Source organism: Acrocarpospora catenulata, from assembly GCF_018476525.1.
Classification (GTDB): Bacteria; Actinomycetota; Actinomycetes; order Streptosporangiales; family Streptosporangiaceae; genus Acrocarpospora; species Acrocarpospora catenulata.
This window is the reverse complement of sequence record NZ_JAHCST010000009.1, coordinates 113,176-139,035: the sequence shown is the minus strand read 5'-3', so window position 1 is coordinate 139,035 and position 25,860 is coordinate 113,176. Positions and strand designations below refer to the sequence as shown.

General features: G+C 71.5%; 22 protein-coding genes. 8 read left to right on the top strand and 14 right to left on the bottom strand.

Translation table 11 applies throughout. The annotated features are described in order from the left end of the window. Positions 1-4 precede the first annotated feature (4 nt). The 8 genes from KIP79_RS11910 to KIP79_RS11875 form a co-directional block, all read right to left on the bottom strand. Complete coding sequence (locus KIP79_RS11910) at positions 5-907, bottom strand: U32 family peptidase (protein ID WP_214104800.1); 903 nt, start codon at positions 905-907, stop codon at positions 5-7. Further along, positions 904-3,000 carry a hydantoinase/oxoprolinase family protein gene (locus KIP79_RS11905; protein ID WP_214104799.1) on the bottom strand — a complete coding sequence of 699 codons (2,097 nt, stop codon included), beginning with the start codon at positions 2,998-3,000 and terminating at the stop codon, positions 904-906. The genes KIP79_RS11910 and KIP79_RS11905 overlap by 4 nt, the downstream gene beginning before the upstream one ends. Before the next feature lie 68 nt (positions 3,001-3,068). Then, positions 3,069-4,166: a hypothetical protein gene (locus tag KIP79_RS49390; protein WP_214104798.1), complete on the bottom strand. Its 1,098-nt coding sequence runs from the start codon at positions 4,164-4,166 to the stop codon at positions 3,069-3,071. Continuing rightward, positions 4,163-5,056 carry a hypothetical protein gene (locus tag KIP79_RS11895; RefSeq protein WP_214104797.1) on the bottom strand — a complete coding sequence of 298 codons (894 nt, stop codon included), beginning with the start codon at positions 5,054-5,056 and terminating at the stop codon, positions 4,163-4,165. The genes KIP79_RS49390 and KIP79_RS11895 overlap by 4 nt, the downstream gene beginning before the upstream one ends. Beyond that, entirely contained in the window at positions 5,049-6,386 is a 1,338-nt protein-coding gene (locus KIP79_RS11890; RefSeq protein WP_214104796.1) for a winged helix-turn-helix domain-containing protein, read from the bottom strand. The genes KIP79_RS11895 and KIP79_RS11890 overlap by 8 nt, the downstream gene beginning before the upstream one ends. Next, entirely contained in the window at positions 6,387-7,169 is a 783-nt protein-coding gene (locus KIP79_RS11885) for an amino acid ABC transporter ATP-binding protein (protein WP_372453560.1), read from the bottom strand. It lies immediately after the preceding gene. Then, positions 7,148-8,083 carry an amino acid ABC transporter permease gene (locus KIP79_RS11880; RefSeq protein ID WP_214104795.1) on the bottom strand — a complete coding sequence of 312 codons (936 nt, stop codon included), beginning with the start codon at positions 8,081-8,083 and terminating at the stop codon, positions 7,148-7,150. The genes KIP79_RS11885 and KIP79_RS11880 overlap by 22 nt, the downstream gene beginning before the upstream one ends. 7 nt (positions 8,084-8,090) lie before the next feature. Continuing rightward, entirely contained in the window at positions 8,091-8,951 is an 861-nt protein-coding gene (locus KIP79_RS11875) for an ABC transporter substrate-binding protein (RefSeq protein ID WP_214104794.1), read from the bottom strand. Between the two features lie 188 nt (positions 8,952-9,139). On the opposite strand from KIP79_RS11875, the gene KIP79_RS11870 reads away from it, so the two are divergent. Next, the gene (locus KIP79_RS11870; protein WP_214104793.1) at positions 9,140-10,249 is read left to right on the top strand and encodes a pyridoxal phosphate-dependent aminotransferase; all 1,110 of its coding nucleotides are present in this window, start codon (positions 9,140-9,142) and stop codon (positions 10,247-10,249) included. Positions 10,250-10,325: 76 nt separating this feature from the next. On the opposite strand, the gene KIP79_RS11865 is transcribed toward KIP79_RS11870, so the two are convergent. The 6 genes from KIP79_RS11865 to KIP79_RS11840 form a co-directional block, all read right to left on the bottom strand. Next, complete coding sequence (locus tag KIP79_RS11865) at positions 10,326-11,201, bottom strand: SIR2 family NAD-dependent protein deacylase (RefSeq protein WP_214104792.1); 876 nt, start codon at positions 11,199-11,201, stop codon at positions 10,326-10,328. Further along, positions 11,194-15,492: an AAA family ATPase gene (locus KIP79_RS11860; protein ID WP_214104791.1), complete on the bottom strand. Its 4,299-nt coding sequence runs from the start codon at positions 15,490-15,492 to the stop codon at positions 11,194-11,196. The genes KIP79_RS11865 and KIP79_RS11860 overlap by 8 nt, the downstream gene beginning before the upstream one ends. A gap of 3 nt (positions 15,493-15,495) precedes the next feature. Next, complete coding sequence (locus tag KIP79_RS11855) at positions 15,496-16,368, bottom strand: hypothetical protein (protein ID WP_214104790.1); 873 nt, start codon at positions 16,366-16,368, stop codon at positions 15,496-15,498. A gap of 142 nt (positions 16,369-16,510) precedes the next feature. Then, on the bottom strand, positions 16,511-18,661 hold the full coding sequence (locus KIP79_RS11850; RefSeq protein ID WP_214104789.1) for an MMPL family transporter: 2,151 nt from the start codon (positions 18,659-18,661) through the stop codon (positions 16,511-16,513). A gap of 22 nt (positions 18,662-18,683) precedes the next feature. Beyond that, positions 18,684-19,220 (bottom strand): TetR/AcrR family transcriptional regulator, encoded by a 537-nt coding sequence (locus tag KIP79_RS11845; protein ID WP_214104788.1) that lies wholly within the window; start codon positions 19,218-19,220, stop codon positions 18,684-18,686. A gap of 95 nt (positions 19,221-19,315) precedes the next feature. Further along, positions 19,316-19,483: a hypothetical protein gene (locus KIP79_RS11840; RefSeq protein ID WP_214104787.1), complete on the bottom strand. Its 168-nt coding sequence runs from the start codon at positions 19,481-19,483 to the stop codon at positions 19,316-19,318. Positions 19,484-19,561: 78 nt separating this feature from the next. On the opposite strand from KIP79_RS11840, the gene KIP79_RS11835 reads away from it, so the two are divergent. The 7 genes from KIP79_RS11835 to KIP79_RS11805 all read left to right on the top strand — a co-directional run bounded on the left by KIP79_RS11835 (position 19,562) and on the right by KIP79_RS11805 (position 25,855). Then, positions 19,562-21,139 carry a long-chain fatty acid--CoA ligase gene (locus KIP79_RS11835; RefSeq protein WP_250213068.1) on the top strand — a complete coding sequence of 526 codons (1,578 nt, stop codon included), beginning with the start codon at positions 19,562-19,564 and terminating at the stop codon, positions 21,137-21,139. Next, positions 21,139-21,873, top strand: coding sequence for an alpha/beta fold hydrolase (locus tag KIP79_RS11830; protein ID WP_214104786.1), 735 nt, complete (start codon positions 21,139-21,141; stop codon positions 21,871-21,873). Before KIP79_RS11835 ends, KIP79_RS11830 begins: the two co-directional genes overlap by 1 nt. Then, positions 21,870-22,388, top strand: a complete 519-nt coding sequence (locus tag KIP79_RS11825; protein WP_214104785.1) for a carboxymuconolactone decarboxylase family protein — start codon at positions 21,870-21,872, stop codon at positions 22,386-22,388. The genes KIP79_RS11830 and KIP79_RS11825 overlap by 4 nt, the downstream gene beginning before the upstream one ends. Continuing rightward, positions 22,385-23,155, top strand: coding sequence for an SDR family NAD(P)-dependent oxidoreductase (locus tag KIP79_RS11820; RefSeq protein WP_214104784.1), 771 nt, complete (start codon positions 22,385-22,387; stop codon positions 23,153-23,155). The genes KIP79_RS11825 and KIP79_RS11820 overlap by 4 nt, the downstream gene beginning before the upstream one ends. Beyond that, positions 23,155-24,297 (top strand): acyl-CoA dehydrogenase family protein, encoded by a 1,143-nt coding sequence (locus KIP79_RS11815; protein WP_214104783.1) that lies wholly within the window; start codon positions 23,155-23,157, stop codon positions 24,295-24,297. Before KIP79_RS11820 ends, KIP79_RS11815 begins: the two co-directional genes overlap by 1 nt. A gap of 19 nt (positions 24,298-24,316) precedes the next feature. Then, entirely contained in the window at positions 24,317-25,045 is a 729-nt protein-coding gene (locus tag KIP79_RS11810; protein ID WP_214104782.1) for a FadR/GntR family transcriptional regulator, read from the top strand. Between the two features lie 123 nt (positions 25,046-25,168). Further along, positions 25,169-25,855, top strand: a complete 687-nt coding sequence (locus KIP79_RS11805; protein ID WP_214104781.1) for a FadR/GntR family transcriptional regulator — start codon at positions 25,169-25,171, stop codon at positions 25,853-25,855. Positions 25,856-25,860: the final 5 nt, after the last annotated feature.

The window sequence follows — 25,860 nt, the reverse complement described above, 5'->3', positions numbered from 1 at the left end:
TCTCCTAGAACTCTCTGGTGTCGGACGGGGTGGCCTCCGGGAACAGCCGGGCGAGGAGCTGCGCGTCCAGGGCGAGCTGCCGGGTGATCCTGCCCACCACCTCTTCGCCGGGGGCCTCGTCGGCGAAGTCCTGGGCGGCGTTGCCGGACTTCAGGTAGACGGGCGCGGCCACCCGTACCATCTCCGGCACGTCGTAGCCGCGGACGAAGCCGCCGGTGGCGCGAGGGTTGTCGGTGTGCAGGTCCAGCGCGGCCGGGGTGGCCTGCCGGACCGCGGCGATCATGCGGAGGTCCAGGTCACGCTGGAGGTTGACGGAGTCGGCGCCGAGACCGGCCAGAAGGCGGGCGTGCAGGGGATTGTTGGCGCCCATGTTGGAGGACGCCTTGAGCCGTACGGTGTCCGGCAGCAGCCCGTCGGCCCGCATCCGGTTCAGCAGCCAGAGCACGCCTTCGTCGAAGACCAGGAAGCCGCGGACCCCGAGCTCGACGGCGTGCAGCGCGTCGTCGGCGGCGCGCACCACCTGCTCCATGCCGCGCAGCCGGTACGCGCTGGCCGCGGCCACCCCCGCGGCGGCGAGCGGCTGGCCGCCGATGTCGAACATGCCGCGCGGCCCGATCGCGACCCGCAACTGCGCGTCGTGCTCGGCGCAGGCCGCCACCAGGTCGGCCAGTTCGGCGTCGAGCAGCCGCATGGTGCCGACCGTGTTGGTCACCTGGTGGAGCCTGATCCCGTACGGCCGGAGCCGCTCGGCCAGCGCACGCACGGTCGGCCCGAGCAGGGCCCCGGCGACCTCCCACTTGTACCAGCCGCCGTCGGCGAACCGTCCCGTGCTGGTCGCCGGGGTGTCCGGGTCCCGGTCGGGCAGCCCGGCGGCGGCCAGGTAGCGGCGGATCTCGTCGAAGGTCATGCCGTCGCCTCGCTCCGCTCGGCCGCGCTCCGGTCGGCGGCCCGGCTGGGGGAGCCGGCGACCGCGATGTGCAGGTTGCCGTGCTCGTCGATCTCGGCCAGGTCGCCGGGGCCGACCACGGCGGTGCTCTCCGGCATCTGGAACACGGCAGGACCGACCACCCGGGTGCCGGGCGGCTCCTCCAGCAGGCGCAGCACGGGCGCCTCGACCAGGCCGGTCTCGGGGAACCACACCTGCCTGGTCCGGCCCGCGGCCTCGTGCGTGGTCGCCGCAGGCACCGTCCGCACCAACTCGGGCCGGTCGAAGCGGCCGTAGGCGCGGATCCGCCAGGTCACCACCTCGGCGTCGCCGTGCTCGGCCGGCACGCCGTAGATCCGGGTGTACTCGGCGGCGAACCGGGCCGCGTACTCGGCCGGGCCGTCGCCCGCCTCGACCCGCACCGCGATCTCGAAGCCCTGCCCGGCGAAGCGCATGTCCGCCGAGTGCTCGAACCGGACGGCGGGCTCGGCCAGTTCCGCCTCGGCCTGCCGGCGCAGGTCGCCGAAGACCTGCTCGACCGCGTCCGCGTGCCAGGCCGACAGCCGGGTGAGCTGGGTGCGGGACACCTCGACCAGCGGCGGCGCCACCAGCAGTCCCGTCGCCGACAGCACGCCCGCCGCGCTGGGCACCACCACCCGGCGCAGGCCGAGGATGCGGGCGACCCGGGCGGCGTGCACCGGGGCGGCGCCGCCGAAGGCCACCATGGTGAAATCCCGGGGGTCGTGGCCGCGTTCGGTGGCGTGGACCCGCATGGCCAGCGCCATGTGCTCGTCCACCACCCGGACCACGCCGGCCGCGGCGGCCAGCGCATCCCCGTCGAAGGCGGCGCCGAGGTGCTCGGTCATCGCCTGCCGGGCGGCTGTCACGTCCAGGGGCATCCGGCCGCCGAGGAAGTAGTCCGGGTCCAGGTAGCCGAGCACGGTGTCGGCGTCGGTGACCGTCGGCAGGTCGCCGCCGAGGCCGTACGCGGCGGGGCCGGGGCGGGATCCCGCGCTGTGCGGGCCCACCTTGAGCAGGCCGAGGTCGTCGAGGGCGGCGATGGAGCCGCCGCCGGCGCCGATCTCCAGCATGTCGACCACCGGCATGGTCACCGGCAGGCCGCTGCCGGCCTTGAGCCGGTGCACCCGGCCGACCTCGAAGCCCGGCAGCACGCCCGGCTCGCCGCCCGTGATGACGCAGACCTTGGCGGTGGTGCCGCCCATGTCGAAGGCGATCAGGTCGCTCACCCCGAGCAGCTTCCCGACGTGCGCGGCGCCGATCGCGCCCGCCGCCGGTCCGGACTCCAGCAGCCGCAGCGGGTGGCGGCGCGCGGTCCCGGTGGTGACGACGCCGCCGTTGGACTGCATCAGCACCAGCGGTACGGCCAGGCCCAGGCGGGTCAGCGCACGTTCGATGTCCTGGAAGTGCTCGCCGGCCACCGGACGGACGTACGCGTTGGCGACCGTGGTCACCGTGCGCTCGTACTCCCTGATGATCGGCGCCAGGTCGGCGGAGAGGGTCACCGGGACGCCCGGCAGCCGCTCGGCGAGCGCGGCGGCCACCGCCTGCTCGTGCGCGGCGTCCACGTACGCGTTGATCAGGCAGACCGCGACCGACTCCACGCCCAGCTCCGCCAGCCGGTCGGCCACCGCCGCGAGGTCGGCAGGGTCGGGGGCGGTCTCGACCGTGCCGTCCGCGCGGAGCCGTTCGGCGATCTCCAGCCGGAGTTCGCCGGGGACCAGCGGGTCGGGCATGACCAGCCGCTGGTCGTAGAGGTCGTAGCGCCACTCCCGGCCGATGTCGAGCACGTCGCGGAAGCCGCGGGTGGTGACCAGCGCGGTCCGGGCGCCGCGCCGTTCGATCAGCGCGTTGGTGACCAGGGTGGTCGCGCCGACCGCGGGCCGGTCGATGTCGCTGGCCGTCGCGCCCGCGGCGGCCAGCACCTCCCCGACGCCCTGTTCGATGGCGCGGGAGAAGTCGTCGTAGGTGGTCAGGCACTTGCCCAGCCAGGCCAGGCCGGTCCGCTCGTCGAGCAGCACCAGGTCGGTGAAGGTGCCTCCGATGTCGAAGCTCACGCGCACGCCTGCCGGCCTCCTCCGCGATGCCCGGCCGTGGCCGGTGGGTTGATCATGATCGATTTCCTTTATCTGACGGATGCGTAGATCAGCACGGGCAGGACCAGGCCGAGTTGCCCGCCCAACTGGACCCTGGCCAGCGCGGTCAGCCGCGCCGCCCCGGTCCGGCCGGTCGAGGCGGCCCGGACCGCCCCCGCGTAGCCCAGCCCGGCGGCGGCGCCCAGCAGTGCCGCGCCGAGCAGGGCGAGCCAGAGCACGCCTGCGGTCCATCCGGCCGCCAGCCCGCCGACGCCTGCCACGACCAGCGCGCCGGTCGGCAGCGGGCCCACCGGCCGGGCCGGCAGCCGGCAGGCCGTGGCGCTCAGCAGCACCAGCGCCACGACGGCGCCGGTGATCAGCGGGTCGTCGCCTCGGCCGGAGACCGCGGCGACCTCCCCGGGGAGCACCGAGGTGAACAGGCCGAGCACACCGTTGGCGACGAACGCCACCACGCAGGCCGCGAGCGGAGTCGCGCCGGGGTCGCGTGCCGACGACGTGTCCAGGCTGCTTCTCCGTCGCGCGTCCTGGTGGCGTCCGCTTTCGCCGGGAGGTGGCAGCGGCGCCCGCGCGGCGGGGCGGTCGCGGCCCACCACCAGTGCGGTGGTCACGAGCAGCGCGATCCCGGTGCCGAACGCCGCGCTCCGGTCCCCGAGGCTCGCGGCCAGCCCGGCGCAGCACGCGCCGGCTCCAACCCCGCCCAGCAGGCAGGCCGTGGCGATCGACGCGCCGCGAGCTTGCGCGGTGAGCGCCGAGGTGGCCACGGGGGAGACGACGCCGAGGGCGATCCCCGTCCCGATCCGTGCCGTCACGAGCACGGCCAGGTCAGGCGGGGCCAGGTAGAGCAGCCCGGCGGCGGCGTCGAGGACCAGTGCCACGGCGAGTACCCGCCCAGGCGCGGCGCGGGCGATGAAGCTGCCGAGCCGTCCCGTCCCGACCAGGCCCATCACCCCGGCGACCGTCGCGCCGTGCACGCTGAACAGTAGTGCGGTCGGCCACGCCCCACCGCCGAGCAGCGCCGCGTAGTCCCGGTAGAAGGGGCTGGGGAAGGCGCTGAACGCGGCGGCCACGGCCAGTGCCGCGGCGGGACCGACCTGGTGAGACCTTTCGGCGGCGGGTACGGCGATCACGGGCGTGCCTCCCCTCGGACGACCTGCGGTGGCGCGCCCTTACGCGCGACCCCCAGCAAGACGGCGGCCAGCGCCACGTCCGTCACCGCCGAGCCGGCGAGGTCGGCCAGCACCCGGCGGTCCTTCCCCTGACCCGGCCTGAAGATCGCCGTCGCGTCGCGTCCGGTGCCGGCGTCGGCGGCCCGGTCGGTCACCACCAGGTCCCGCGCGCCGGTGCGCCAGGTCAGGCTGCCGTCCAGGCTCACCGCGACCCCGCGCTCGGCCAGCGTGCCGAGATCGGCCAGCGCCGTCCGCGCGCCGGTCGCCGACACGGCGAGGTCGGCGCCGCGTACCGCCGCCGCCACGTCGGTGGTGACGAAGAGCGCGCAGCCTTCCGGCAGCATTCCGCGTGCCGCCTCCGCCCGGGCCGCCGAGGCGGCGGACCGTACGGCCACCCGGACCTCGCGCGGGGGCAGCACGGCCGCCAGGTAGCGGAGCGTCCACTGGTTGGTCGGCCCGAAGCCGACCAGGGCCAGCCGGGCGGGCGGTTCCGCGCACAGGGCGCGGGCGGCCGCGGCCGCCGTGGCGGCGGTACGCAGCCAGGTGGCCAGCATCCCCTCGACGAACGCCAGGTTCGCGGCGTCGCCGTACCGGGTGACCAGGATGGCCGAGGTGGACACCCCCGGGGACCCGGCGCGTCCTGGCCGGTAGGAGGCCCACTTGCTGGTGGCCAGGTCGAGTGCGGGCACCGCGCCGGCCACGGTGAGGAAGAAGCCGCCGTCGCCGGTGGGCAGGGTCTGCTTGGGCAGCTGGGTGGCCAGTCCCGCCCCGAGGTCGGTGAGCGCGGCGGCCACCGCCGCAGTGAGCGTCCGCGGCTCGACGCACGCCGCCGCCACGTCGGCGTCAGTCATCCTGCGCACCGCCGTCACCCCCGTCCGGGTTGCCGTGCAGCGCGGCCAGCGCCAGCGAGACCATGCCGGCGACGGCCCGCAGATAGGCGGTGCGGGCCGGGTCGAACGCGCGGACGGTACGGCTGACGAAGGCCAGGTCCCCCCAGATCCGCCCGCCGAGGAAGAGCGGGAAGAGCACGCAGGCGTGCAGGTCCTCGGCCGAGGACATCCGGGCGGTCACCGGGAAGCGGCCGGACAGCCGGCTCACGTCCGACAGTTGCACGACCTTGCCGCTCCGGTAGGCGTGCGCGCCCATGAACCCCGGTTCCACCGGGTGCCCGGCGGCCAGCGACTGCGTCCAGCGGGACGACATCCCCGCCGAGGCCACCAGGGTGGAGATGTCCGCGCCCCGGCCGTCCCTTCCCAGCCGGAACACGGTGGCCGCGTCACAGAAGTTGCGGTCCACCGCCCAGCGCACCACGGTGTCGGCGAGCGCGGTCACGTCCGACACGGCGAGCAGGTTGTCGACGATCGAGTACAGGGCGTCGTTCTGGGCGTTGAGCGTCGCCACCGTTTCGCGGAGCCGCTCCTCGCTCCGGTCGTCGCCGATCTCGGCCACCGGCGGGACGAACTGGTAACCCACCCCGCGTACGGAGGCGATCCACCGGGATCCGGACGGGGTGTCGCCCAGCTTGCGGCGCAGCCGTCCCACGTGGATGCGCAGGGTGTTCAGCCCGTCCCCGTGCTTCCACCGCCACACCTCGTGCACGATCTCGTGCGGCGGCACCGTCTGCTGCGACCGGCGCATCAGGTAGACGAGCAGGTCGAACTCGTTCTGGCTGAGCTGGACCCGGTCCGCGCCGAGCACGCACCGGCGGGCTCCCAGGTCGACCCGGAGCTCTCCGGCCTGGAGCCAGCGGATCCGCAGTGTCTCGTCGCGTCGCGCGCCCCGGCAGAGCGCGGTCAGCCGGGCGAGCGCCTCCCGGGGGCCGCAGAGCCGGTCGATCAGCAGGTTCGCGCCCGCGCCGAGCAGCGCGAGCACCTGGTCCTGGTCGAGCGGCCCCGCCACCACGGCGATGGGGGAGGCGCAGGCCGCGCGGAGCGACTTGGTCGCTCTGAGCAGCCAGCCCGGGTTCGCTCCGGTGATCAGCACCAGCCTGGTCTCCCGTACCGAGGCCTGGTGCGCGGCGCGCTGGACGTCCTCGAACGCGCTGACCGCCCAGTCGCGTTGCGCCTGGAGGGCCGCCACGGGCGGGAACGCCGGGCGGTCCGGTTCGCCGCAGAGCACGGCGGGGGAGAGCAGGGCCGCCTCGCGGCGGGTCATGATCCGGCCGTACGCGGGTGCGGTCATCTAGAGCACCTTGGACAGGAAGGATCGGGTGCGTTCGTGCCGGGGATCGGCGAGCACCTGGTGCGGGGTGCCCTCCTCGACGATCCGGCCGCCGTCCATGAAGGCCACCCGGGTGGCCACCTCGCGGGCGAAGCCCATCTCGTGGGTCACCACGATCATGGTCATGCCGCCGGCCGCGAGGTCGCGCATCACGTCGAGGACCTCGCCGACCAGCTCCGGGTCGAGCGCGGAGGTCGGCTCGTCGAAGAGCATCAGCTCGGGCCGCATGGCCAGCCCGCGGGCGATGGCGACCCGCTGCTGCTGCCCGCCGGACAGGCTCCGCGGGTAGGCGTTCACCTTGTCGCCGAGACCGACCCGGTCGAGCAGGGTACGGGCGGCACGCGCCGCCGACTCCCGGGGCTCCCGGTTCACCCGGGTGGGAGCCTCGATGACGTTCTCCAGGACGGTCAGGTGCGGGAACAGGTTGAAATGCTGGAAGACCATGCCGATCCGGGCCCGCTGTGCGCGGATCCGGCGTTCGGGCAGTTCGTGCAGGCGCCCGTCGCGCTCCTGGTAGCCGATCAGCTCGCCGCCGACGTACACCCGTCCCGCGTTGGGGCGCTCCAGGTGGTTGACGCACCGGAGCAGGGTGGACTTGCCGGACCCCGAGGCGCCGATCAGGCAGAGCACGTCGCCGCGCGCCACCTCCAGGTCGACGCCGTGCAGGACCCGGTGGTCGCCGAACCGCTTGCGGACGCCGGTCAGCCGGACCAGCGGGCCGGTCATCGCGCCGGGGTCAGCCATCGGCTCCACCTCCCCGCGCGGGACGGCGCGGCCGAGCCGTGCCGTGCGGCGAAACCGGCCCCGAGGCGCCGCTCCAGCCGATGTTCGAGCCAGGTCAGCAGGGTGACGATGACCAGGTACCAGATGCTGACCACGATCAGCACCGGGATGGTCTCGTAGGTGCGGCCGTAGATGAGCTGCCCCGCGTAGAGCAGTTCGGGCAGCGCGATCACACTGACCACCGAGGAGTACTTGAGCAGTCCGATCGCCTCGTTGGAGGCCGGGGGGACGATCACCCGCAGCGCCTGCGGCAGCACGATCCTGCGGAAACTGTGCCTGCGGCTCATGCCGAGCGCCTGGGCCGCCTCGGTCTGGCCGTAGTCGACGGCGTTGATCCCGGACCGGATGATCTCGCAGAGGTAGGCCGCCTCGTTCAGGGCCAGCCCCAGGATGGCGGCCGTCCACGGCGAGATCAGGTCGTTGGTCTGGGCGGTCCAGAGCTGCGGGCCGAACGGGATCCCGATGGAGACCACCGGGACCAGGATCGCCAGGTTGTACCAGATGATCAGTTGGACCAGCACGGGCGTGCCGCGGAACAGCCAGACGTAGCCGCCGGCGGTCGCGCGCAGCAGCCTGCTGTCGGCCCGGCGCATCAACGCCAGCACCAGGCCGAGCAGGCAGGCCAGCGCCATCGCCACCGTGGTCAGCAGCAGCGTGGTGCCGAGACCGGCCAGGATCCGGCTGTCGAACAGGTACTTCCCGACGATGTCCCATTGGTAGTTGGGGTTGGTCAGCACCGAGGAGACCACCTCGGCGGCCACCACGAGAACCACTGCGACCCCCACCCAGCGCCACGGCCTGGACCTCGGGACGATGTCGTGATCGTCATCGGCGTCGGCGACCCGGGTGTCAGGTGCTGCCTGCTGTTGAACCATGGGCGTGTCAGAAGTTCGCGGAGTTGATGAGCGGCTCGTCGAGCCCGCGGTCGGCGACGCCCCAGGTCTCCAGGATCCGGCGGTAGGTCCCGTCCTTGATGATCGCGGCGAAGGCATCCCTGACCTCCTGCGTGAGCGCGCTGTTCTTGGGGAACGCGGCGGCGAAGTAGCCGTCGGTGGCGTAGCCGCCGGTGACCTTGAGCCCCTGCTGCTGGGTCATCGCGTACGCGTTGGCGGCCGAGTCGTTCGGGGTGACCTCGATCCGGTCACTGGTCAGCGCCAGCAGGGTCGCGCTCAGATCCTTGTACTCGTTGACGGTGATCTTCTGCTGCCCGCCGGAGACGCACTTCTTGGAGGCCTCGTCCAGGTACTGCCCCTCCAGCGCCCCGCTGGGGATGCCCACCGTGACCCCGCACAGGTCGTCGAACCCCTGGACGTCCTTGGTGAAGGACGACTTCATCAGGAAGTTGTTCTTGGAGGTGATGTAGTCGACGAAGTCGACCTGCTTCTCCCGCTCCTTGGTGTCGAACATGCCGGTCAGCGCGAGGTCGTACCGGCCGGACGTCAGCCCCGGGATGATCGAGTCGAACGCGACGTTCTCGAAGGTGATGGTCCTGCCCAGCTTCTCCCCGAGCGCCGCGGCCAGCTCGACGTTGAGCCCCTTCCAGGTCGCGCCGTCGTCGTCGAGGAAGTTGTACGGCACCAGCGACGGATCGGCCGCCGCGACCAGCGCGTCCGGGGAGGTGGCGGGGGAGGACGCCGCCACATCCGCGGCGTCCGAGGACGAAGAACAGGACGTCACGCCGAGGGTCAGGGCCGCCGAAACAGCGGCGACGATCACCGATCGACGGGCACGGGCAATGGTCATGGGGCGGTCCTCCTGGCTGGTAGGGATTGCTCGCCGGGGCAGCTCCGCCCCTCCGAGAGGCATTCGAGGCCCGGAGTGTTTCGCCAAAGTTGTCGATACGTACCTTTGATGTTTCTTCCGCCCAGATCGACATGTTTTCGACAGGTTTGGGCTTATACGTTGTCGGTCGAAACGATTGGGGGAGACCGTTGCCTGACTCGGCAGTGACCAGGATGATGGCCGCCGCACCGCTCGCCGACGAGATCGACCTGAGCGTCGGCCAACCGGACCAGGAGGTGGCCCCCGAGATCCGCCAGGCCGGCATCGCGGCCATCGCCGAAGGGCGGACCGGCTACACGCCCAAGCTCGGCCTGGCCGAACTCCGTACCCTGATGGCCGAGGACATCGGCACCGCGACCGGCCACCGCCCGTCCCCCGAGGACGTGGTCATCACGATCGGCGGCACCGGCGCCGTCGCGGTGACCCTGGCGGCCGTCTGCTCCCGCGACCGCCCCCTGCTCGCCCCTGACCCCGCCTGGCCCAACTACCGGGTGCTTGCCGCGTCCCTCGGCATCCCCGTGCTGACCTACCGCCAGGGCCCGGGCGGCGCCGACTTCCTCGACCTGGAGGAGATCGATCGAGGCCTCACCGCCGGCGCCCGGCTGGTCGTCGTCAACTCCCCGGCCAACCCGACCGGCGCCGTCGCCTCACCCGACCTGCTGGCCGCCCTCGTCGACCTGGTCAGATCGCACGGCGCCGCCATCCTCAGCGACGAGGCCTACGAGGCCGTCGTCTTCGGCGGTGGCCGGGCCCCCTCCCCGCTGACCACCGGCCCCGACGTCACCTTCGCCTGCCGTACCTTCTCCAAGAGCCACGCGATGACCGGCTGGCGGGTCGGCGCCCTGATCGCCCCACCCGCGTTTCGCACCCCCGTCGCGGCCCTGCACGGAACGACCGCCGGATGCGCCCCCGCCATCGCCCAGCACGCCGCCATCGCCGCCCTCGACGGCCGTGGCCCCACCCCCACCCACCACTCCACGACCTACGCCGAACGCTACGCCCTGGCCCGCCACATCCTCGGTGACCTCATCCCCCCGCTCACCCCCGGACAACTCGGCGGCTTCTACGCCTGGGTAAACGCCTCCACCACCGGCCTGACCGGCCTCCAACTAACCGACCACCTCCGCCAACACAAGATCCTCGTCTCCGCCGGCGAGGTCTACTCGACCACCACCCCCGGCCACTTCCGAATCTCCCTCACCCAGCCGCCCGACATCCTGACCTCGGCCCTTCAGACCATCCGCCGGGCCATTCCATAACCATGGACCTGCCGGCACGGGGGTCTACGATCTATCGCCCAGCGGCACAATGTCGTTCAAGGTCACCTCGCTGATCTCATCCCATTTCCAGCCTGCGTCGCAGTTCGTCACAGAATTCGGAGGTTGTTCCGAAGTAGACGGAGATGAGCCAGCTCTCGAGCGAGTGGCGCAGATAACGGGCGGCCTCCTCTATTTTCCCGGTGTCCGCGAGGTACGGGAAAAGCATGCAGGCCACGTGCCGCCGACGGTTGACATCAGGGACCGACCGGAGCAGGCCCTGGAACAGCACCCGGAACGTCCAGTCCTGCAGGCTGTAGCCGATGAACATGAGGGGTTGCCTCGTTATGGCGTTGAGCACCGGGATCGGTAACGATGGGCGGCCGTTCGCCGCCGCCTGCTCCGTGAGGTTGATCAGGTACGTCAGGTAGTCGTTCTCGGTCAGTACAAGCGAGCCGGGATCGGCCACGTGGCCATGCAGGTGGTAGACGATGGGCTCATCCACGCTGGGCACCCAGTCGCTGAGCAGGTCCGGCTGGCGTTCGTTCGGTCCTGCCCACCAGGTGAACGTCAACACCCGTGGCGACTTGCCCTGCTCACGCAATGCCCTGGCCAGCAGATCGTCGAAGTTGGTGGTGATGTAAACGGGAACGGGCAGGCGTGCGATTGTTCCATGGACTCGCGAGGCGTCGTTCTGCAGCACCAGGGAGGAGCTGAACAGCCTGCTGATCTCTTCCCGCAAGTAGACCCGGTCGCGCACCACCGATTCCGCGTATTCGATTACTCGTGGTAAATCGTGGCGGTCGCTGAAGGGGTAATCGTAGCGCTCGGCGAAGAGGTGGCTCAGCTCTGCTCCTGTCGGGAGCAGGCCCGCCGCCGCTCCGCCGCCCACAAACGGAGTGCATTGACCGTTGCGAAGCTGCCAGACGAGGCGCTCCCAATCCGGCTCATCCATGACCGGCCATCCTAGGGTCGGTGATCCGGAGCAGGGCCACGTCGCGCCCGAAGGCCACGCCCAGCCGACCGGTGTCGTCGGTGGCCATGGCGGTCACCTCTTCGGGCAGGTGGAACGAACTCAGCGAGGACGAGTCCGATCTCGCCCCGTCAATCCAGTCGGTCAGGTCGTACATGCTCACCACGTTGCCGTCGATCGCGGCGATGAGATGGGGGCGTACGCCGATCGTGGTGGCGCAGACGGCTCGTAACGGGCTTCGGGACAGGTGCCGGAGTGGGGCGATCTCGGTCAGCTGGGTGAGGTCCCACGCCTGGGCGGTACCGTCGTCGGAGGTGGTCACCGCGATTGGGCGGGTATCCACGTTGGCGCAGGTCACGGCTCGTACGGAGGCCGAATGGCCGGTCATACGACCCCCGCGGAGAGAGGCGGTGGCCAGGTCCCACAGCTGGATGTGACCGTCGTCCCCTGTCGTCACGGCCATGGGCCTCCGGTTCACGTCGACGCAGCGTACGGCACGGACAGGGCCGGTGTGGCGGCCGATGCGGGTGCCGACGACGAAGGGGTCGTCCAGAAACCAGAGGCGGACGGCGCCGTCGGCGCCGCCGGTGACGGCCGCCGGGCGGTTGCCCACGAGCGTGCAGGACAGGGCGGTGAGCGGGGACGTCCCGGAGGACCACCACGACGTATCGCGGTCGTCCTCTGCCCACAGGCCGAGTACGCCGTCCTCCCCCGCGGTCACGGTGACGTGACGGCCTCCGATCATGACGCCGTCCACGCCCGAGACGGGCCGGCCATGGCCGGCAAGCAGCGGAGTTTTCGGGGCTCCGTCCACCGGATTCCACCGGCGGATGCCGCCGCTCGTGTCCGCCGTCACGACATCCGGGCCGACGGAGACGGCGGTCACGGCTTCGGCGTGGCCGTGGACGGGCGTGCCGACCGGACCGGATTCGGCCAGGTCCCACAGGCGAATCGTGGCGTTCCCGTCAACGGTGACGGCGACCGATCTCCCGGCGACACGGGTGGCCTCCACGGCCACCGCCCCCACCGGATGAACTCCCAGTGACCGAGGCGTGTCACCCGGGGTCGCGGCCCACACGACTCCGTCGTCGCCTGTTCCGGCCACGACGGCCCGATTTCCGGGCAGATCGATGGCGGTGAGTCCGCGGAGGACGCCGGGGTCGCCCGCCGGGAAGTCCGTCACCTGGCCGTCCATGAGGTCCCACAGCCTGACCTCGTCGCGGGTGGCGATGACGGTGTGGGGCGTGCCGGCCAGCTTGAGCGTCGCCATCGCCCGTACCCTGCCGCCGAACCCGCCGGGAAGCTCCCGCGCCACGGCGTAGGTGGTGAGGTCCCAGGCCGTCACCGTCCCCTCCGCCGCCGTGGTGACCGCCATCGGGACGCCGCCCACCTCGGCTGCCCTGACCTCACGCAGACCGCCGGGCCTGCCACTCTCGAGCTTCCGGATGACGGTTTTCGCGTCGAGGTCCACGATTCGGGCCACACCGTCGTCGCAGGAGGCCACCGCGATGCGGGTGCCGTCCACGATCGTGCAGGCCAGGCCGTGGATCGCCGCTCGAATGCGGGAGTTCTCGTCGTACGTCACGATGGGCGGCCCGACCGGCACACGGTCCTGGATGTCCCACAGCCGGATGGTTCCGTCGGCACCGCCACTGATCAGCGTAGGACGCCTGGCCAGCTCCGAGATCGCCAGACCCAGCACCGGTCCATGGTGCCCGACGAGCGGATCGCCCACGGCCACCTGGTCGAGCAGGTCCCACAGACGAATCAGGCCGTCGTCGTCGCCGGTGAACGCGATCTCCTCGGACACGGCCAAGGCGTTCACCCGGGAGCCCAGGCCGGGAATCGTTCCACGATGGGCGACGCTGACCGCAGAGCCGGTTGCCCAGGCGGGCCACCACGCGGGTTGCGAATCATATGAGACCGGGACACTCTGGACGTCCCGCGCCAGCTCGCCAGCCCCCCATCGGGCCGCGTCAACGGTGAGGATGTCGCGGCGCGCGGCCGGTCCGAGCGTTCGATGCAGGTGGGCGGAGGTCCGGTAGACCGCCCGCTGAAGCTCGGCCGTGACCGGGGCCACGTGGTCGAGGCGGCGGAGGGCGGCCGACAGCGGCTGTGGGTCGGCGTGGACCAGAAGACCCGGATCGGTGATCAGCTCGGTGAGCTGGTCAAGGTCCGGTGCGTGCTCGGCCGCGTGCCGCAGCAGGTACGGCACCGCGCTCACCCATGAGCGCCCGCCCGGCCAGCTGATCGGATCGAGCAGAGCCTCGAAGACGGCCGCGGCGGGATCGGCGGGACCGTCGCCCGGCAGGTCGCGCAGGTGGTCGGCGAGCCCCTGATGGAACACGCGATAAAGGGTCGTGCCATCCCGGTCCGGTACCTGCCGCAGATAGAACCTGGCCGCGTCCAACGCCTGCCGCATGTCCCGCGACCCGACGCCGCCACGGTTGGGGCGCCACAACGGGGCCAGCCGTTCAAGTACCGAGAGCGGCATGCCCTGACCTTGGGCGTGGGCGAGTGCCACCAGAACAGGCCGCAGCCACGGCTGGGTTTGGTGATGGCCGAGGTCCAGATCCAGCACCTCGGCCAGCGTGCGGGGAATGGCGCGCCCGATCAGGGCCGCCTCCGCCGGGTTGGTGATCGCGGTGTTCTGTCCGGAGATGAAGTGATGACTGTAGACGGCCGCGACGAGGAACGCGCCCCATTCCTGGGACGCCGGCAGCGTCAGCGTATGGGCGAGGGCTCTGGCGAACGCCGCCCGTGCCGCTTGGTGGGCGACGTCCTGATAACGGCCGCTGAGCCGCAACAACGAGCCGACGTACTCCCGGAGATCTTTTCTGAGCTCCTTGATCGGGACCTCGTCCAGATCGAGCAGTCCGCCCCCGCCGCGCGCGTGGTCCACGAGCGGCTGGGCGAGGGTCCCATGGCGTACGCCGATCAGCAGGCGGGCGGCGGGCAGGCCGTCGGGACGGCGGGCTGCCAGGAGCGGCAGGAGCAGGGCGTCGAGCAGGGTCTGGGGATCGGACGCCTCGTCCAGGGCGTCCAGGATGATCACCGGCTGCTGCGCGCGATTCCTGATCGCGGCGCGGACCCTGGCCGCCTGCTGGGCGGAAGAGCCGAGTTCGGTCCTGTCACCCAGGTCCAGGTCGAGTTGCCTGATCAGGGAGAGCAGGACGGTGGACAGGTCGTGCCGGCGTACGTGCAGCGCGGCCAGATCGTGGTTGACCGACGGCGCGCGGGACAGGAAGACGGTGCTCCACAGGTCCGTGGTCTGCTGGGACAGTTGTGGGTGGGCGGCGCAGACGAGGATGCCGAGCAGGGCGGATTTCCCCGAACCGGGCGCGCCGGTCACCACCCGCAGCGCGGGGTTGCCCGCCGGGGTGTCCAGCCAGCGGACCAGTTCCCGGCGCTGGCGTGAGCGGCCGGTGAAACAGCCTGGCCGGGCGTGGGGGGTGGCTCCGCCGTACCCGGCGGAACGGTTGCGCCAGTGGGCGGGGTCGAGCACCTCGTCGAGGTGGCCGCCGACCACGCCGTCCGCGGTGGCGCGCAGTGCGGCGAACTCGTCGGAGTCGTCGTACCGGGGGTTGGGAAAGAACGGCAGTTCCAGCGCGCCGATGTCGGTGACGAAGTCGTGCAGATTCCCGGTCACGTGCTGGACGGTTCCGCCCGGCGGCGTGGCCAGGAGGACTTCGGCGGCGATGGCCTGCGCGACCTTGTCGAGGGGAATGAAACGGCGGCTCGGGTAGGCGTCCAGCCGGTCGAGGTCGGCGAGCACCTTGGCGCTGGCCGCGCTGAACCGGGCGTCGTACGCCCGCTCGTCGGGGCGGCACGCGGCGATCACCCAGGCCCGCGATCCGTCAGGCGGGCGACGGCCGAACCATCCGGCCATCGCGGGCACGCCCGCGTAGCAGAGGTCGAGCAGGAACAGCGTGTGCGGATGCGCTGGTTCCTGCTCGACTTCCTCTATCCAGCCGGCAACCTGTGTCCGGCGGCCGTCGGCGCCCACGGCATAGAGGGAGTCGCTGACGGGGAGTTCGCCGTGGCTGAGAACATGGATGATCCGCGCGCCCGGCGCACCGTCACCGATCAGCTCGAACACTCTGTCATGGAGTTCGCGCGCGGTGAGATCGACGTCCACTCGGCCCTGATATCCGATGTGGTTGAGCGCTGACACGAGGTCGTCGCAGTGACCGGCGAAATCCAGCAGTGGCCACAGGCGTTCGGGGTCTCCGGCGAAGGTGGTGACGGCGAAGCTGACCGCGTACCCGTTCACCGGTCACCCGGCGGTGTGGGGGGCCAGGGCTCGCGCGAGCGGCTCGCAGCGTAAATAGTGCCTGACACTGTGCGGGTCGAACGTGTGGATCGAGACCTCGTGATCCTCGTCCAGGCCGTCGAAACGTTCGGCGAGACGCTTGGCCGGGATGGCCACGGGATCGCCGACGTCCGCGATGTTGATCCACCGGCATACGCCCGGCGGCCGGATGCCCCGCCCGTCCGGGACGGGCTCGAGACGTTCGAAGATCACGCCTGACACGCCCAGTGGACTGCCCACGGTGATGAGCAAATCGATCGGGACTCCAGGCTCCGCGCACAGCGCCTCATATGTGACCACGCTGCCCAGCGAGTGGGCGACGACCACGGCGGGCCGGTGATGCGCAATGGCCTCGATCACCCGCCTGCGCGCCGCCGTACGGCGATCGGCGTGCTCCGGGCCGAAATAGATCGCGAGTTCCTCGGAGAGCCGGACGACCACCTGCCGAGCCGCCTCTCCGTAGTGTGTGGTTATCCATTCCGCCGGCTGCCGGAGTAATCGACGGGTGAGCCGGCCCTGCGCGACCTGCTCAAGCCGCGGCTCACGCTGTTCGAGCAACGCGGCCGCCCACGCGACGAACAACTCCTGGGCGAAGGGTTCGAGCGTTCCAAGATCGTCATCTGGCCCCAGTGCGGTGTACTGGTACAGGCAGTCGGCGTAGTAGGCGACCGGCAGATGGTCGAGTCCTACGACCGGCGCGTTCAGGCGCTCCAGCCCGGCGCGTGTCCAGGTCGTCCACGCATCGCCGACAGCTTGACGGGTGGCGGCCAGACGCCCGGACGACTGTCGGAAATACCCGATGTTCCCGATGCCGTGAACGCCGACAATCCGCGCCATCTGATCTCCAATCGGGCCACTGCCCGTCAGGATGTCACACGGCGGGGGCGTAGCACGATCACTACCTGCGCAATCTTCCCTTCGAGCATGCCGCCGGGCCGGTGGGACCTTCCCGGCGGCTCATGCGGTACGGACGGGTCCGTTAGCCGATGCGTTCCGGTACGGGTGCGTCCGACGTGGCGAGGTGGTGGGTGAGTTGTTCGCCTTCGACGTCGAGGTCGGGTAGTGCGCGGTCCAGGAACTTTGGCAGCCACCAGGCCGCTCTGCCGAGCATCGCCATCACGGCGGGGACCAGCGTCATGCGGACCACGAACGCGTCGATCAGTACGCCGAGGGCCAGGGCGAAGCCCATCGACTTGATGATCGGGTCGTTCATGAAGACGAAGCCGCCGAAGACCGAGGTCATGATGAGGGCGGCGGCGGTGACCACCCGGGCGTTGTGGCCCATGCCGTTGACAGTGGCCTGCCGGGCGGTGTCGCCGTGGACGAAGTCCTCGCGCATGCGGGAGACGAGGAACACCTCGTAGTCCATGGCCAGGCCGAACAGGATGCCGATGAGCAGGATGGGCAGGAAGCTGACCAGCGGTCCCGGCACCTCGACGCCGAACAGTCCGGCCAGGTGTCCCTGCTGGAAGATCGCCACGGTGATGCCGAAGGTCGAGCCGATGGTCAGCAGGAAGCCGAGCGCCGCCTTCAGCGGTACCAGGATCGACCGGAAGACCAGCATCAGCAGCAGGACCGACAGGCCGACGACGAGCAGCAGGTAGACGGGCATCGCCTCGGCCAGCTTGTCCGACACGTCGATGCCGACGGCGGTCGCGCCGGTGACGGAGATCTCCGCGTCGGGGATGGTGGCGACCTGGTCGCGGATGGCGTGCACCGCGTCCTCGGTGGAGGCGGCGGTCGGCCCCTCCTTGGGGATGATCGCCAGGAGCGCGGTCGTGCCGGACGCGTTGGGCTGCGGCGGCGCGACCGCCAGCACGCCCGGCACCTGCTGGATCAGCCCGGCCGCCTGCCCGGCGGCGGTGTTCACGGCGGCGGCGTCCTTGGCCGAGACGACGGCGATGAGCCGCGCGTTGAAGCCCTCGCCGAAACCCTTGCTGGTGAGGTCGTAGGCGGCGCGCTCCGGGGTGCCGGGCGCGGCCGTGCCCGCGTCGGGCAGGGCCAGTCGCAGGTCCTGGGCGGGCAGCGTGAGCACCCCGAGGCCGACGATGCCGACCAGCAGGATCGGCACCCGCAGCCGGCTGACCAGCCGCCCCCAGGTGTAACCGAAGCCCTCCTTGGCGACGGCCTGCCCGTCGCGCTGCTTGCGTGGCAGGACACGCGGTCCGGCGTACGCGAGGATGGCCGGCAGCAGCGTCAGCGCCACGAGCACGGCGACGGCGACGGTTCCGGCGGCGGCCAGGCCCATGACGGTCAGGAACGGGATGCCGGCGACGGCCAGCCCGGCCAGCGCGATCACCACGGTCGCCCCGGCGAACACCACGGCGGACCCGGCGGTGCCGGTGGCCCGTCCGGCGGCCTCCTCCCGGTCCAGCCCGTCGGCCAGGAACTGGCGGTAGCGCGAGGTGATGAACAGCGAGTAGTCGATGCCCACGGCCAGGCCCAGCATCAGGGCGAGCACCGGGGTCACCGAGGTCAGTTCGACCACGCCGCTGAGCGCGTACAGACCGGCCATGCCGACCCCGACGCCGACCAGTGCGTTGAGCAACGTCATCCCGGCCGCGACCAGCGACCCGAAGGTGACGATCAGCACGATCGCGGCGATCAGCACGCCGATCGCCTCGGACCCGCCGACCTCAGGCGCGGCCCGCAGCACCTCGCCGCCGTGCTCCACCTGGATGCCGGTGGCGGAGGCCCCGGCCTTCAGGTACGCCTCCCGCTGGGCGTCGGTGATGTCGTCGAGTTTGTCCTTGAACTGCACCTGGACCAGCGCGTACCGGCCGTCGGGGGAGAGCGCGCGGGCCTGGAAGGGGTCGAGCGCGGCCAGCACGCCGGGTACGGCGGCGGCTTCCCGCACCACCGGCTCGACGAGCGCCGGGTCCAGCTTCCCGCCTTCGGGTGCGGCGATGACGATGGTGCCGACGGCGCCGCTGGCCTGCGGGAACTCCCGCGCGAGGGAGTCCAGGGCACGCTGGGACTCGGTGCCAGGCATGGAGAACCTGTCACTGGACGGGCCGTGGAACAGGGCGGCGGCCACGCCCACGAGGGCGAGCAGTAACAACCAGACGGCGGCGACTCGCCCTCGGTTGCGGAAGGAGAACCGGCCGAGCCGGTACAGCAGGGTCGCCATGAGTAGGGGTCTCTCCCAGTGATCAGTCGGTTGGGCGGCCGAGGGTGCGCAGCGCGCCACGGGTCAGTTCCACACGCATGACCTCGTCGGAGACGTCGAGGTCGCGGGCGCAGGTCAGGAAGACGCCGACCAGGGCCATCCAGCCCGCCACCCGGACCTCCTGCCCGGGGGCACGGCCGACCAGGGCGTCCACCAGGCTCTCGGTGGCGGTGTAGACGTCGGGCAGTTCGGGGTGGCAGAGCAGGTCGTCGACGTCCATGAGCAGGATCTTGACCTGGCGGCGGAAACGCAGCCCGAGTTCCACCAGCCCGGCGACGGCCTCCCGCGCGGCCTGCTCCCCGTCGAGCGGGGCGAGTCTCTCCTGGAGGGCCTCCAGGTCCCGCCCCACCGGCGCGAACAGCTCGCTCAAGATCGCGTCTTTGTTGGTGAAGTGGTAGAGCAGCGAGGCCTTGGAGCAGCCCACGTCCGACGCGATGTCCTGGAGGGACGTGCCCCGGAAGCCGTGGGCGGCGAACAGGCGGGCCGCCGACTCCAGGATCTCCGCCCGCATCGAGGTCATGGCCCCAAAATAACTGACCGATCGGACAGACTCTGTCCGATCGGTCAGAAGGTGAGCGAAATCACCCCAAGCGGTTCCCATGGAACGACCCCGCGCTACGGCGTGGCCTCGGCGCGTTTGCGGGCGAAGCTGTGCGCGAGATGCGCCGACCCCGCCGCCGACCAGGCGTCCTCGCTGCTCGCCGCGTTGGGCGCCTGCCTGCCACCATAAGGAGCGCCGCTCGGACCGGTCCTGGGGTTGAACAAAAGTCCAATGTCGAACATTATTACCCCTGTGCATTCTGTGGTCGCCGACTTCGTCTTCGGAACGATCACCGAGCGTCTTTGAGGAAAGGGTTGACCATGACGCGGACCATCGCGTTCCCGGGGCTGATGATGCACCGCCCCCTGCTCCTCAAGGAGTTCGCCGAGCGGGCCGAGACCGTTTTCGCCGGTCAGGAGGTGGTCGGCTACCGCGGTGGCCGCCGCGTCACCCGTACGCTGGCCGAGACCGTCGAGCGGGCCCGCCGCCTGGCCTCCTCGCTCAGCCGCCTGGGCATCGGCGTCGGCGACCGGGTGGCGACCTTCGGGTGGAACACCCTGGAGCATCTGGAGCTCTACATCGCCGTCCCCGCGATGGGCGCGGTGCTGCACCCGGTCAACATCCGGGTCCATGAGGACGACATCCGCTACATCATCCGGCACGCCGGAGACCGGATCGTCTTCGTCGACGACTCGCTGTCCGCCCGCCTGCCGCGGGTCGAAGGGGTCGAACACGAGGTCGTCATGGGCGGCGGCTCGCGTGACGGCGCGCTCGACTACGAGGAGCTGATCGCCGCGGGCGACCCGTCCTTCGTGTTCCCCGAGATCCCCGAGGACTCGGCGGCGGCCATGTGCTACACCAGCGGCACCACGGGCGCCCCGAAATGTGTCGTCTACTCCCACCGCTCGACCGTGCTGCACACCCTGCTCCAGAGCCTGCCCGACCTCTACGGGTTGCGGGAGAGCGACGTGATCCTGCCGGTCGTGCCGATGTTCCACGCCAACGCCTGGGGCCTGCCGTACGCGGCCCTGATGGTCGGCGCCCGGCTGGTGCTGCCGGGCGAGAACCTGGCGCCCGAGGACGTCGCCCGCACGATCGCGGCCGAGCGGGTCACCTTCGCCGCCGCCGTGACCACCATCTGGCACGGCGTCGCCCAGCTCGCCGACCTGCCGGACCTGTCGTCGCTGCGGGAGGTCGTGGCGGGTGGCGCGCCCGTCGGGGAGGCCCTGCTGCGGCGGCTGGACGAACTCGGCGTCCCGGTGATCCAGGGCTTCGGCATGACGGAGGTCAACCCGCTGCTGAGCGTCGGCCGCCCGCCCGCCCGGCTCGAGGCGGGGTCGGCGGAGTGGACCTCGGCCCGGCTCAGCCAGGGCCGCCCGATGCCGCTGGTCGGGGTGCGCGTGGACGAGAGCGTGGGCGGGGAGCTCATGCTCGCGGGGAACACCGTCGCCAGTGCCTATTACGACGCGCCCGAGCAGAGCGCGGAACGGTTCACCGGCGACGGCTGGATGCGTACCGGCGACATCGTCACCGTCGACGGTGACGGCCTGCTGCGCCTGCTCGACCGCACCAAGGACCTGGTGAAGTCGGGCGGCGAGTGGATCTCGTCGGTCGAGCTGGAGAACGCGATCATGTCGCACCCCGGCGTGCTGGAGGCCACGGTCGTGGCCGCGCCGGACGAGCGCTGGGGCGAACGGCCGTGCGCGTTCGTCGTGCCCAGGGCCGGGGCGGGGCTGACCGCCGAGGCGCTGCGCGAGCACCTGGCCGGGCGGGTCGCCAAGTGGTGGATCCCCGAGCTCGTCGAGTTCGTGCCCGAGATCGCCAAGACCAGCGTCGGCAAGTTCGACAAGAAGGTGCTGCGGGTACGCGCCGAGCGGCTCACCGGCGGGCGCGACTGATGGGCCACACCTTCGTCCTGGTGCACGGTGGTTTCCACGGCGGCTGGTGCTGGCGGCACGTCGCCGCCGCGCTGCGCGGGATGGGCCACACGGTGACCACGCCGACCCTCACCGGGCTGGGGGAGAAACGCCACCTCGTCCGGCAGGTCGAGGGGCCCGTCACGCTCGTCGAGGACGTCGTCGGCCACCTGTTCTTCGAGGACCTGCGGGACGTCGTGCTGGTCGGCCACAGCCTGGCCGGGCTGGCGATCAGCGGTGCGGCCGACCGGGTGCCCGAGCGGATCAGGCACCTGGTGTACCTCGACTCGCTGCTGGCCGAGAACGGCGAGAGCGCCCAGGACACCATCCCGCGTGAGGTGGCCGAGCAGCGGCGCCGCCACGTGGCGGAGCAGGGCGGCGGCCACCTCTGGCCGGTCATCCCCGTCGGCGGCCTCGGCATCCCCGAGGACCACCCGAAGGCGCAGTGGGTGCGCGAGCGGCTCACGCCCAACCCCTTCGCCGCCTTCGCGGAGCCGCTGACCCTGGAGAACCCGGTGGGCAACGGCCTGCCCGCGACGTACATCGTCTGCTCCGACCCGATCTACCCGACGCTCCAGGGGGCGCGGGACCGGGCGCGGGCGTACGGCTGGGAGCTGCGCGACCTGCCCACCGGGCACGATGCCATGGTGCTGGTGCCCGACGAGCTGGCCGGGATGCTCGCCGAGATCGCCGGAAAGCTGGAAGGAGACTCGTGAGCCGGATCACGTTGCGCACCCCCGAGGAGACCACCCAGGCCGTGACGGGCGCGCCCTTCCCGCAGCGGCGTGCCAACCTGGCCGTCTACCAGGCCATGGCGCTGAACCCCGGCCTGCTCAACGCCTGGTTGCCCCTCTGCGACCACCTCCTGGAGGCCCCCGGGATCGACCCGTGGGACCGCGAGGTGCTCATCCTGCGCACGGCCCGCAACTGCCGCTCGGTCTACGAGTGGGACAAGCACGAGTCCAAGGGACGGGACGTCGGCCTGTCCGACGCGGAACTGGCCGCAGTCCGCGGGGAACGGCCCGGCGACGGCTGGCTGGCCACCCTGCTCGCCCTCGCCGACGAGCTGCACCGGGACGCGACCGTGAGCGACCCGACCTGGGCCGCGCTGCGCGGGCGGCTGACCGAGGCGCAGGCGCTGACCTGCCTGATGCTCGTCGGGCAGTACCACATGCTCGCTTTCACACTGAACGGGGCCGGCGTCACCGCCGACCGGAAGGACATGCCATGACCGACCTCGCCGACGCGCTCTCCCTCGACGGCAAGGTGGCGATCGTGACCGGCGCCAGCCGGGGCATCGGCCAGGCCATCGCCGTGGCCTACGCCCGCGCGGGCGCGCGGGTCGCGCTCGTGGCGCGCACCGCCGACGCGCTCACCGAGACCGCGCACGCCGCCGACCCCACGGGGGAGAAGGTGCTGCCGGTCGTCGCCGACGTGACCAGGCCGGAGGCGGGCGACCACATCCTGGAGCGTGTCCTGGACCGGTTCGGCGCGGTCGACGTGCTGGTCAACAACGCCGGCATGCACTACGCGACGCCGCTGCTGGACACCTCGGCCGAGGACTGGACCGCCATCCTCGACCTCAACCTGGTCTCGGTGGTCAACCTGACCAGGGCCGTGGGCCGTGAGCTGGTGCGGCAGGGCTCCGGCACGGTCATCAACGTGACCTCCGCCTGGGCGACCAAGGCGATGCCCAAACACTCGGCGTACGTGGTGTCCAAGGCCGCGCTGGCCCACTTCACCCGGACGCTCGCGCGGGAGTGGGCCCGCCACGGGGTGACCGTGACGGCGCTGGCGCCCGGCTACTTCGCCACCGAGATCACCCGGGACGGCATGAACGACCCGAAGGAGTTCGAGCGCATGCTGGCCGCCGTGCCGCAGCGGCGCATCGCCGAACCCGACGAGATCGGCCCGCTGGCCGTCTACCTGGCCTCACCGGCCGCCGCGTACGTCACCGGGGCCAGTTTCACCATCGACGGCGGCATGGAGCTGACCTGATGACCCCCTACACCCCCAGCTGGTACGACGACGAGCTGCGCGACGTCGGAGCGATGGCGCGCGAGTTCTTCGAACGGTCGGTCCTGCCCCACCAGGAGCGGTTCGCCCGCCAGCACCAGGTCGACCGGGAGACCTGGCTCCAGGCGGGCGCCCAGGGGTTGTTGTGCCCCAGCCTGCCGGAGGAGTACGGCGGCGGTGGCGGCACCTTCGCCCACGAGGCGGTGATCCTCTGGGAGCAGGGCCGCGCAGGCGACGACTCGCTGCCGTACGCGATCCACAGCACGATCGTCCCCCACTACGTGCACAACTACGGCACCGAGGAGCAGAAACGGCGCTGGTTGCCGCGCCTGGCCGGCGGCGAGACGGTGGGCGCGATCGCGATGACGGAGCCCTCGACCGGCTCCGACCTCAAGGAGATCCGCACCACGGCCCGCCGCGAGGGCGAGGAGTACGTGCTGGACGGCGCCAAGACCTTCATCACCAACGGGGCCATGGCCGGCCTGATCCTGGTGGTCGCGCGGACCGGCGGGCCCGGCGCGCGGGGCCTGTCGATCATCGCGATCGAGGGCGAGGAGGTCGCGGGACTCACCCGGGGACGTCCGCTGGACAAGATCGGCCAGCGCGGCCAGGACACCCGTGAACTCGCCTTCGAGGGGGTACGGGTGCCCGCGCGGAACCTCGTCGGCGCGCAGGGCCAGGGATTCGCCCAGCTCATGGCCCAACTCCCGCAGGAAAGGCTGGCCATCGCGATCGGCGCGGTGGCCCAGGCGGAGCTGGCCGTGGACCTCGCCGTCGCCTACGCCAAGGAACGCCAGGCCTTCGGCGGCAGCCTGTGGGACCTCCAGAACACCCGGTTCGTCCTGGCCGAGTGCGCCACCCAGGTGCTGGCGGCCCGCACCTTCCTGGACCACTGCGTCACCCTGCACCTGGACGCCCGGCTGGACGCCGCGACGGCCTCGCAGGTCAAGCTGCTGAGCACCGACATGCTCTCCACAGTGGCCGACCGCTGCCTCCAGGTCTTCGGCGGGTACGGCTACGTCATGGAGTACCCGATCGCCCGGATCTTCGCCGGGGCCCGGGTGCAGCGGATCTACGGCGGCGCCAACGAGGTGATGAAGGAGCTCGTGGCCCGGTCGATGTGACGCACTAGACTTGCGCGGCATGGACGTCCAGGCGAGCAAGGTCATCGGCACGAAGGTGCTGCGTCCCCGCCAGCAGGTGGAGGAGACCCTGCGCGCCCTGATCCTCTCGGGCGAGTTGAAGAGCGGCGAGATGTTGCCGCCGGAGACGGAGCTGGCCCGGCAGTTCAACGTCAGCCGCACCACCCTGCGTGAGGCGCTGCGCACGCTGGTGTCCGAGCGCCTGCTGGTGAAGGTGCCCGGCGCCCACGGCGGCAACATCGTGCAGTCGGTGACCTCTAACGCGCTGGGCGGCGTGGTCATGGACGCGATGGAGAACCTGCTGGCCATCGGGAGCATCGACTTCGACGAGGTCGCCCACGTGCGCCGCTACCTGGAGATCCCCTCGGCCCGGCTGGCCGCGGTCAGCCGTACGGAGGAGGACCTCGCGGAGCTGAAGGAGATCGTGGCCACCCAGAAGTCGATCTCGGTCGACGACCCGCGGGTGCCGGATCTCGACGCGCGCTTCCACACCGGCATCGCGCGGGCCACCGGCAACCGGGTGCTCACCTCGCTGGTGCAGGCCCTGCACCGGGCGACCGAGCCGGTGCACTACCTCGACCTGTCGCCCGAGGTCGGCCGGGACACGGTCCGCCAGCACCAGGCGATCGTCGCGGCGCTGGAGGCGAAGGACCCGGCCGGCGCGGAGCAGGCGATCGTCGAGCACCTCGACTACCTGCGCGAGCACATCACGGCCCACCGCGGCCGCTGACCTCTGCGGGCCTGTTCCCTCCCGCTCCGTGGTGCGATATTTTGTTGGCCATTAGATGTCGAACATTTAACGTGCTGAAGGGAACCTGTGTCCGCCTCTTCGAGTAAGACGATCGGCCGGGCCGTGCTCAGACCGCGCGAGCAGGTCGAGGAACGGATCAAGGCGGCGATCCTCTCCGGCGAGTTGAAGAGCGGCGAGATGTTGCCGCCGGAGACGGAGCTGGCCCGGCAGTTCAATGTCAGCCGCACCACCCTGCGTGAGGCCTTGCGGGTGCTGACCTCCCAGCGGCTCATCTCCAAGGTGCCGGGGGCCCGGGGCGGCAACTTCGTGCAGTCGGTCGACCACGAGTCGCTCGGCGCGGTCGTGATCGAGACGGTCGGCAACCTGCTCGCCCTCGGGAGCATCCGGTTCGACGAGGTGGCCGACGTCCGGCGGCACCTGGAGGTGCCCTCGGTACGGCTGGCCGCGCGCAACCGTACAGACAGGGATCTGGAGGAGCTGGGGTCGATCGTGGCCCACCAGCGCCGCGCCTCGATCGACGACCCGGACATCCCCGACCTCGACCGGCGTTTCCACTCGGGCATCGCCAGGGCGTCGGGCAACCGGGTGCTGGCCTCGTTCGTCTCCGCGCTGCACCACGCCACCGAGCCGGTGCACTACCTCGACCTGTCGCCCGAGGTGGGCCGCGAGACGGTCAAGCAGCACGTGCGCATCCTGCGGGCGATCACCGACCAGGACCCGGACGAGGGCGAGGCCGCGATCGTCGAGCACCTCGTCTACCTCCAGAAACACCTGGCGGCCGTCGTCTGAGGCGG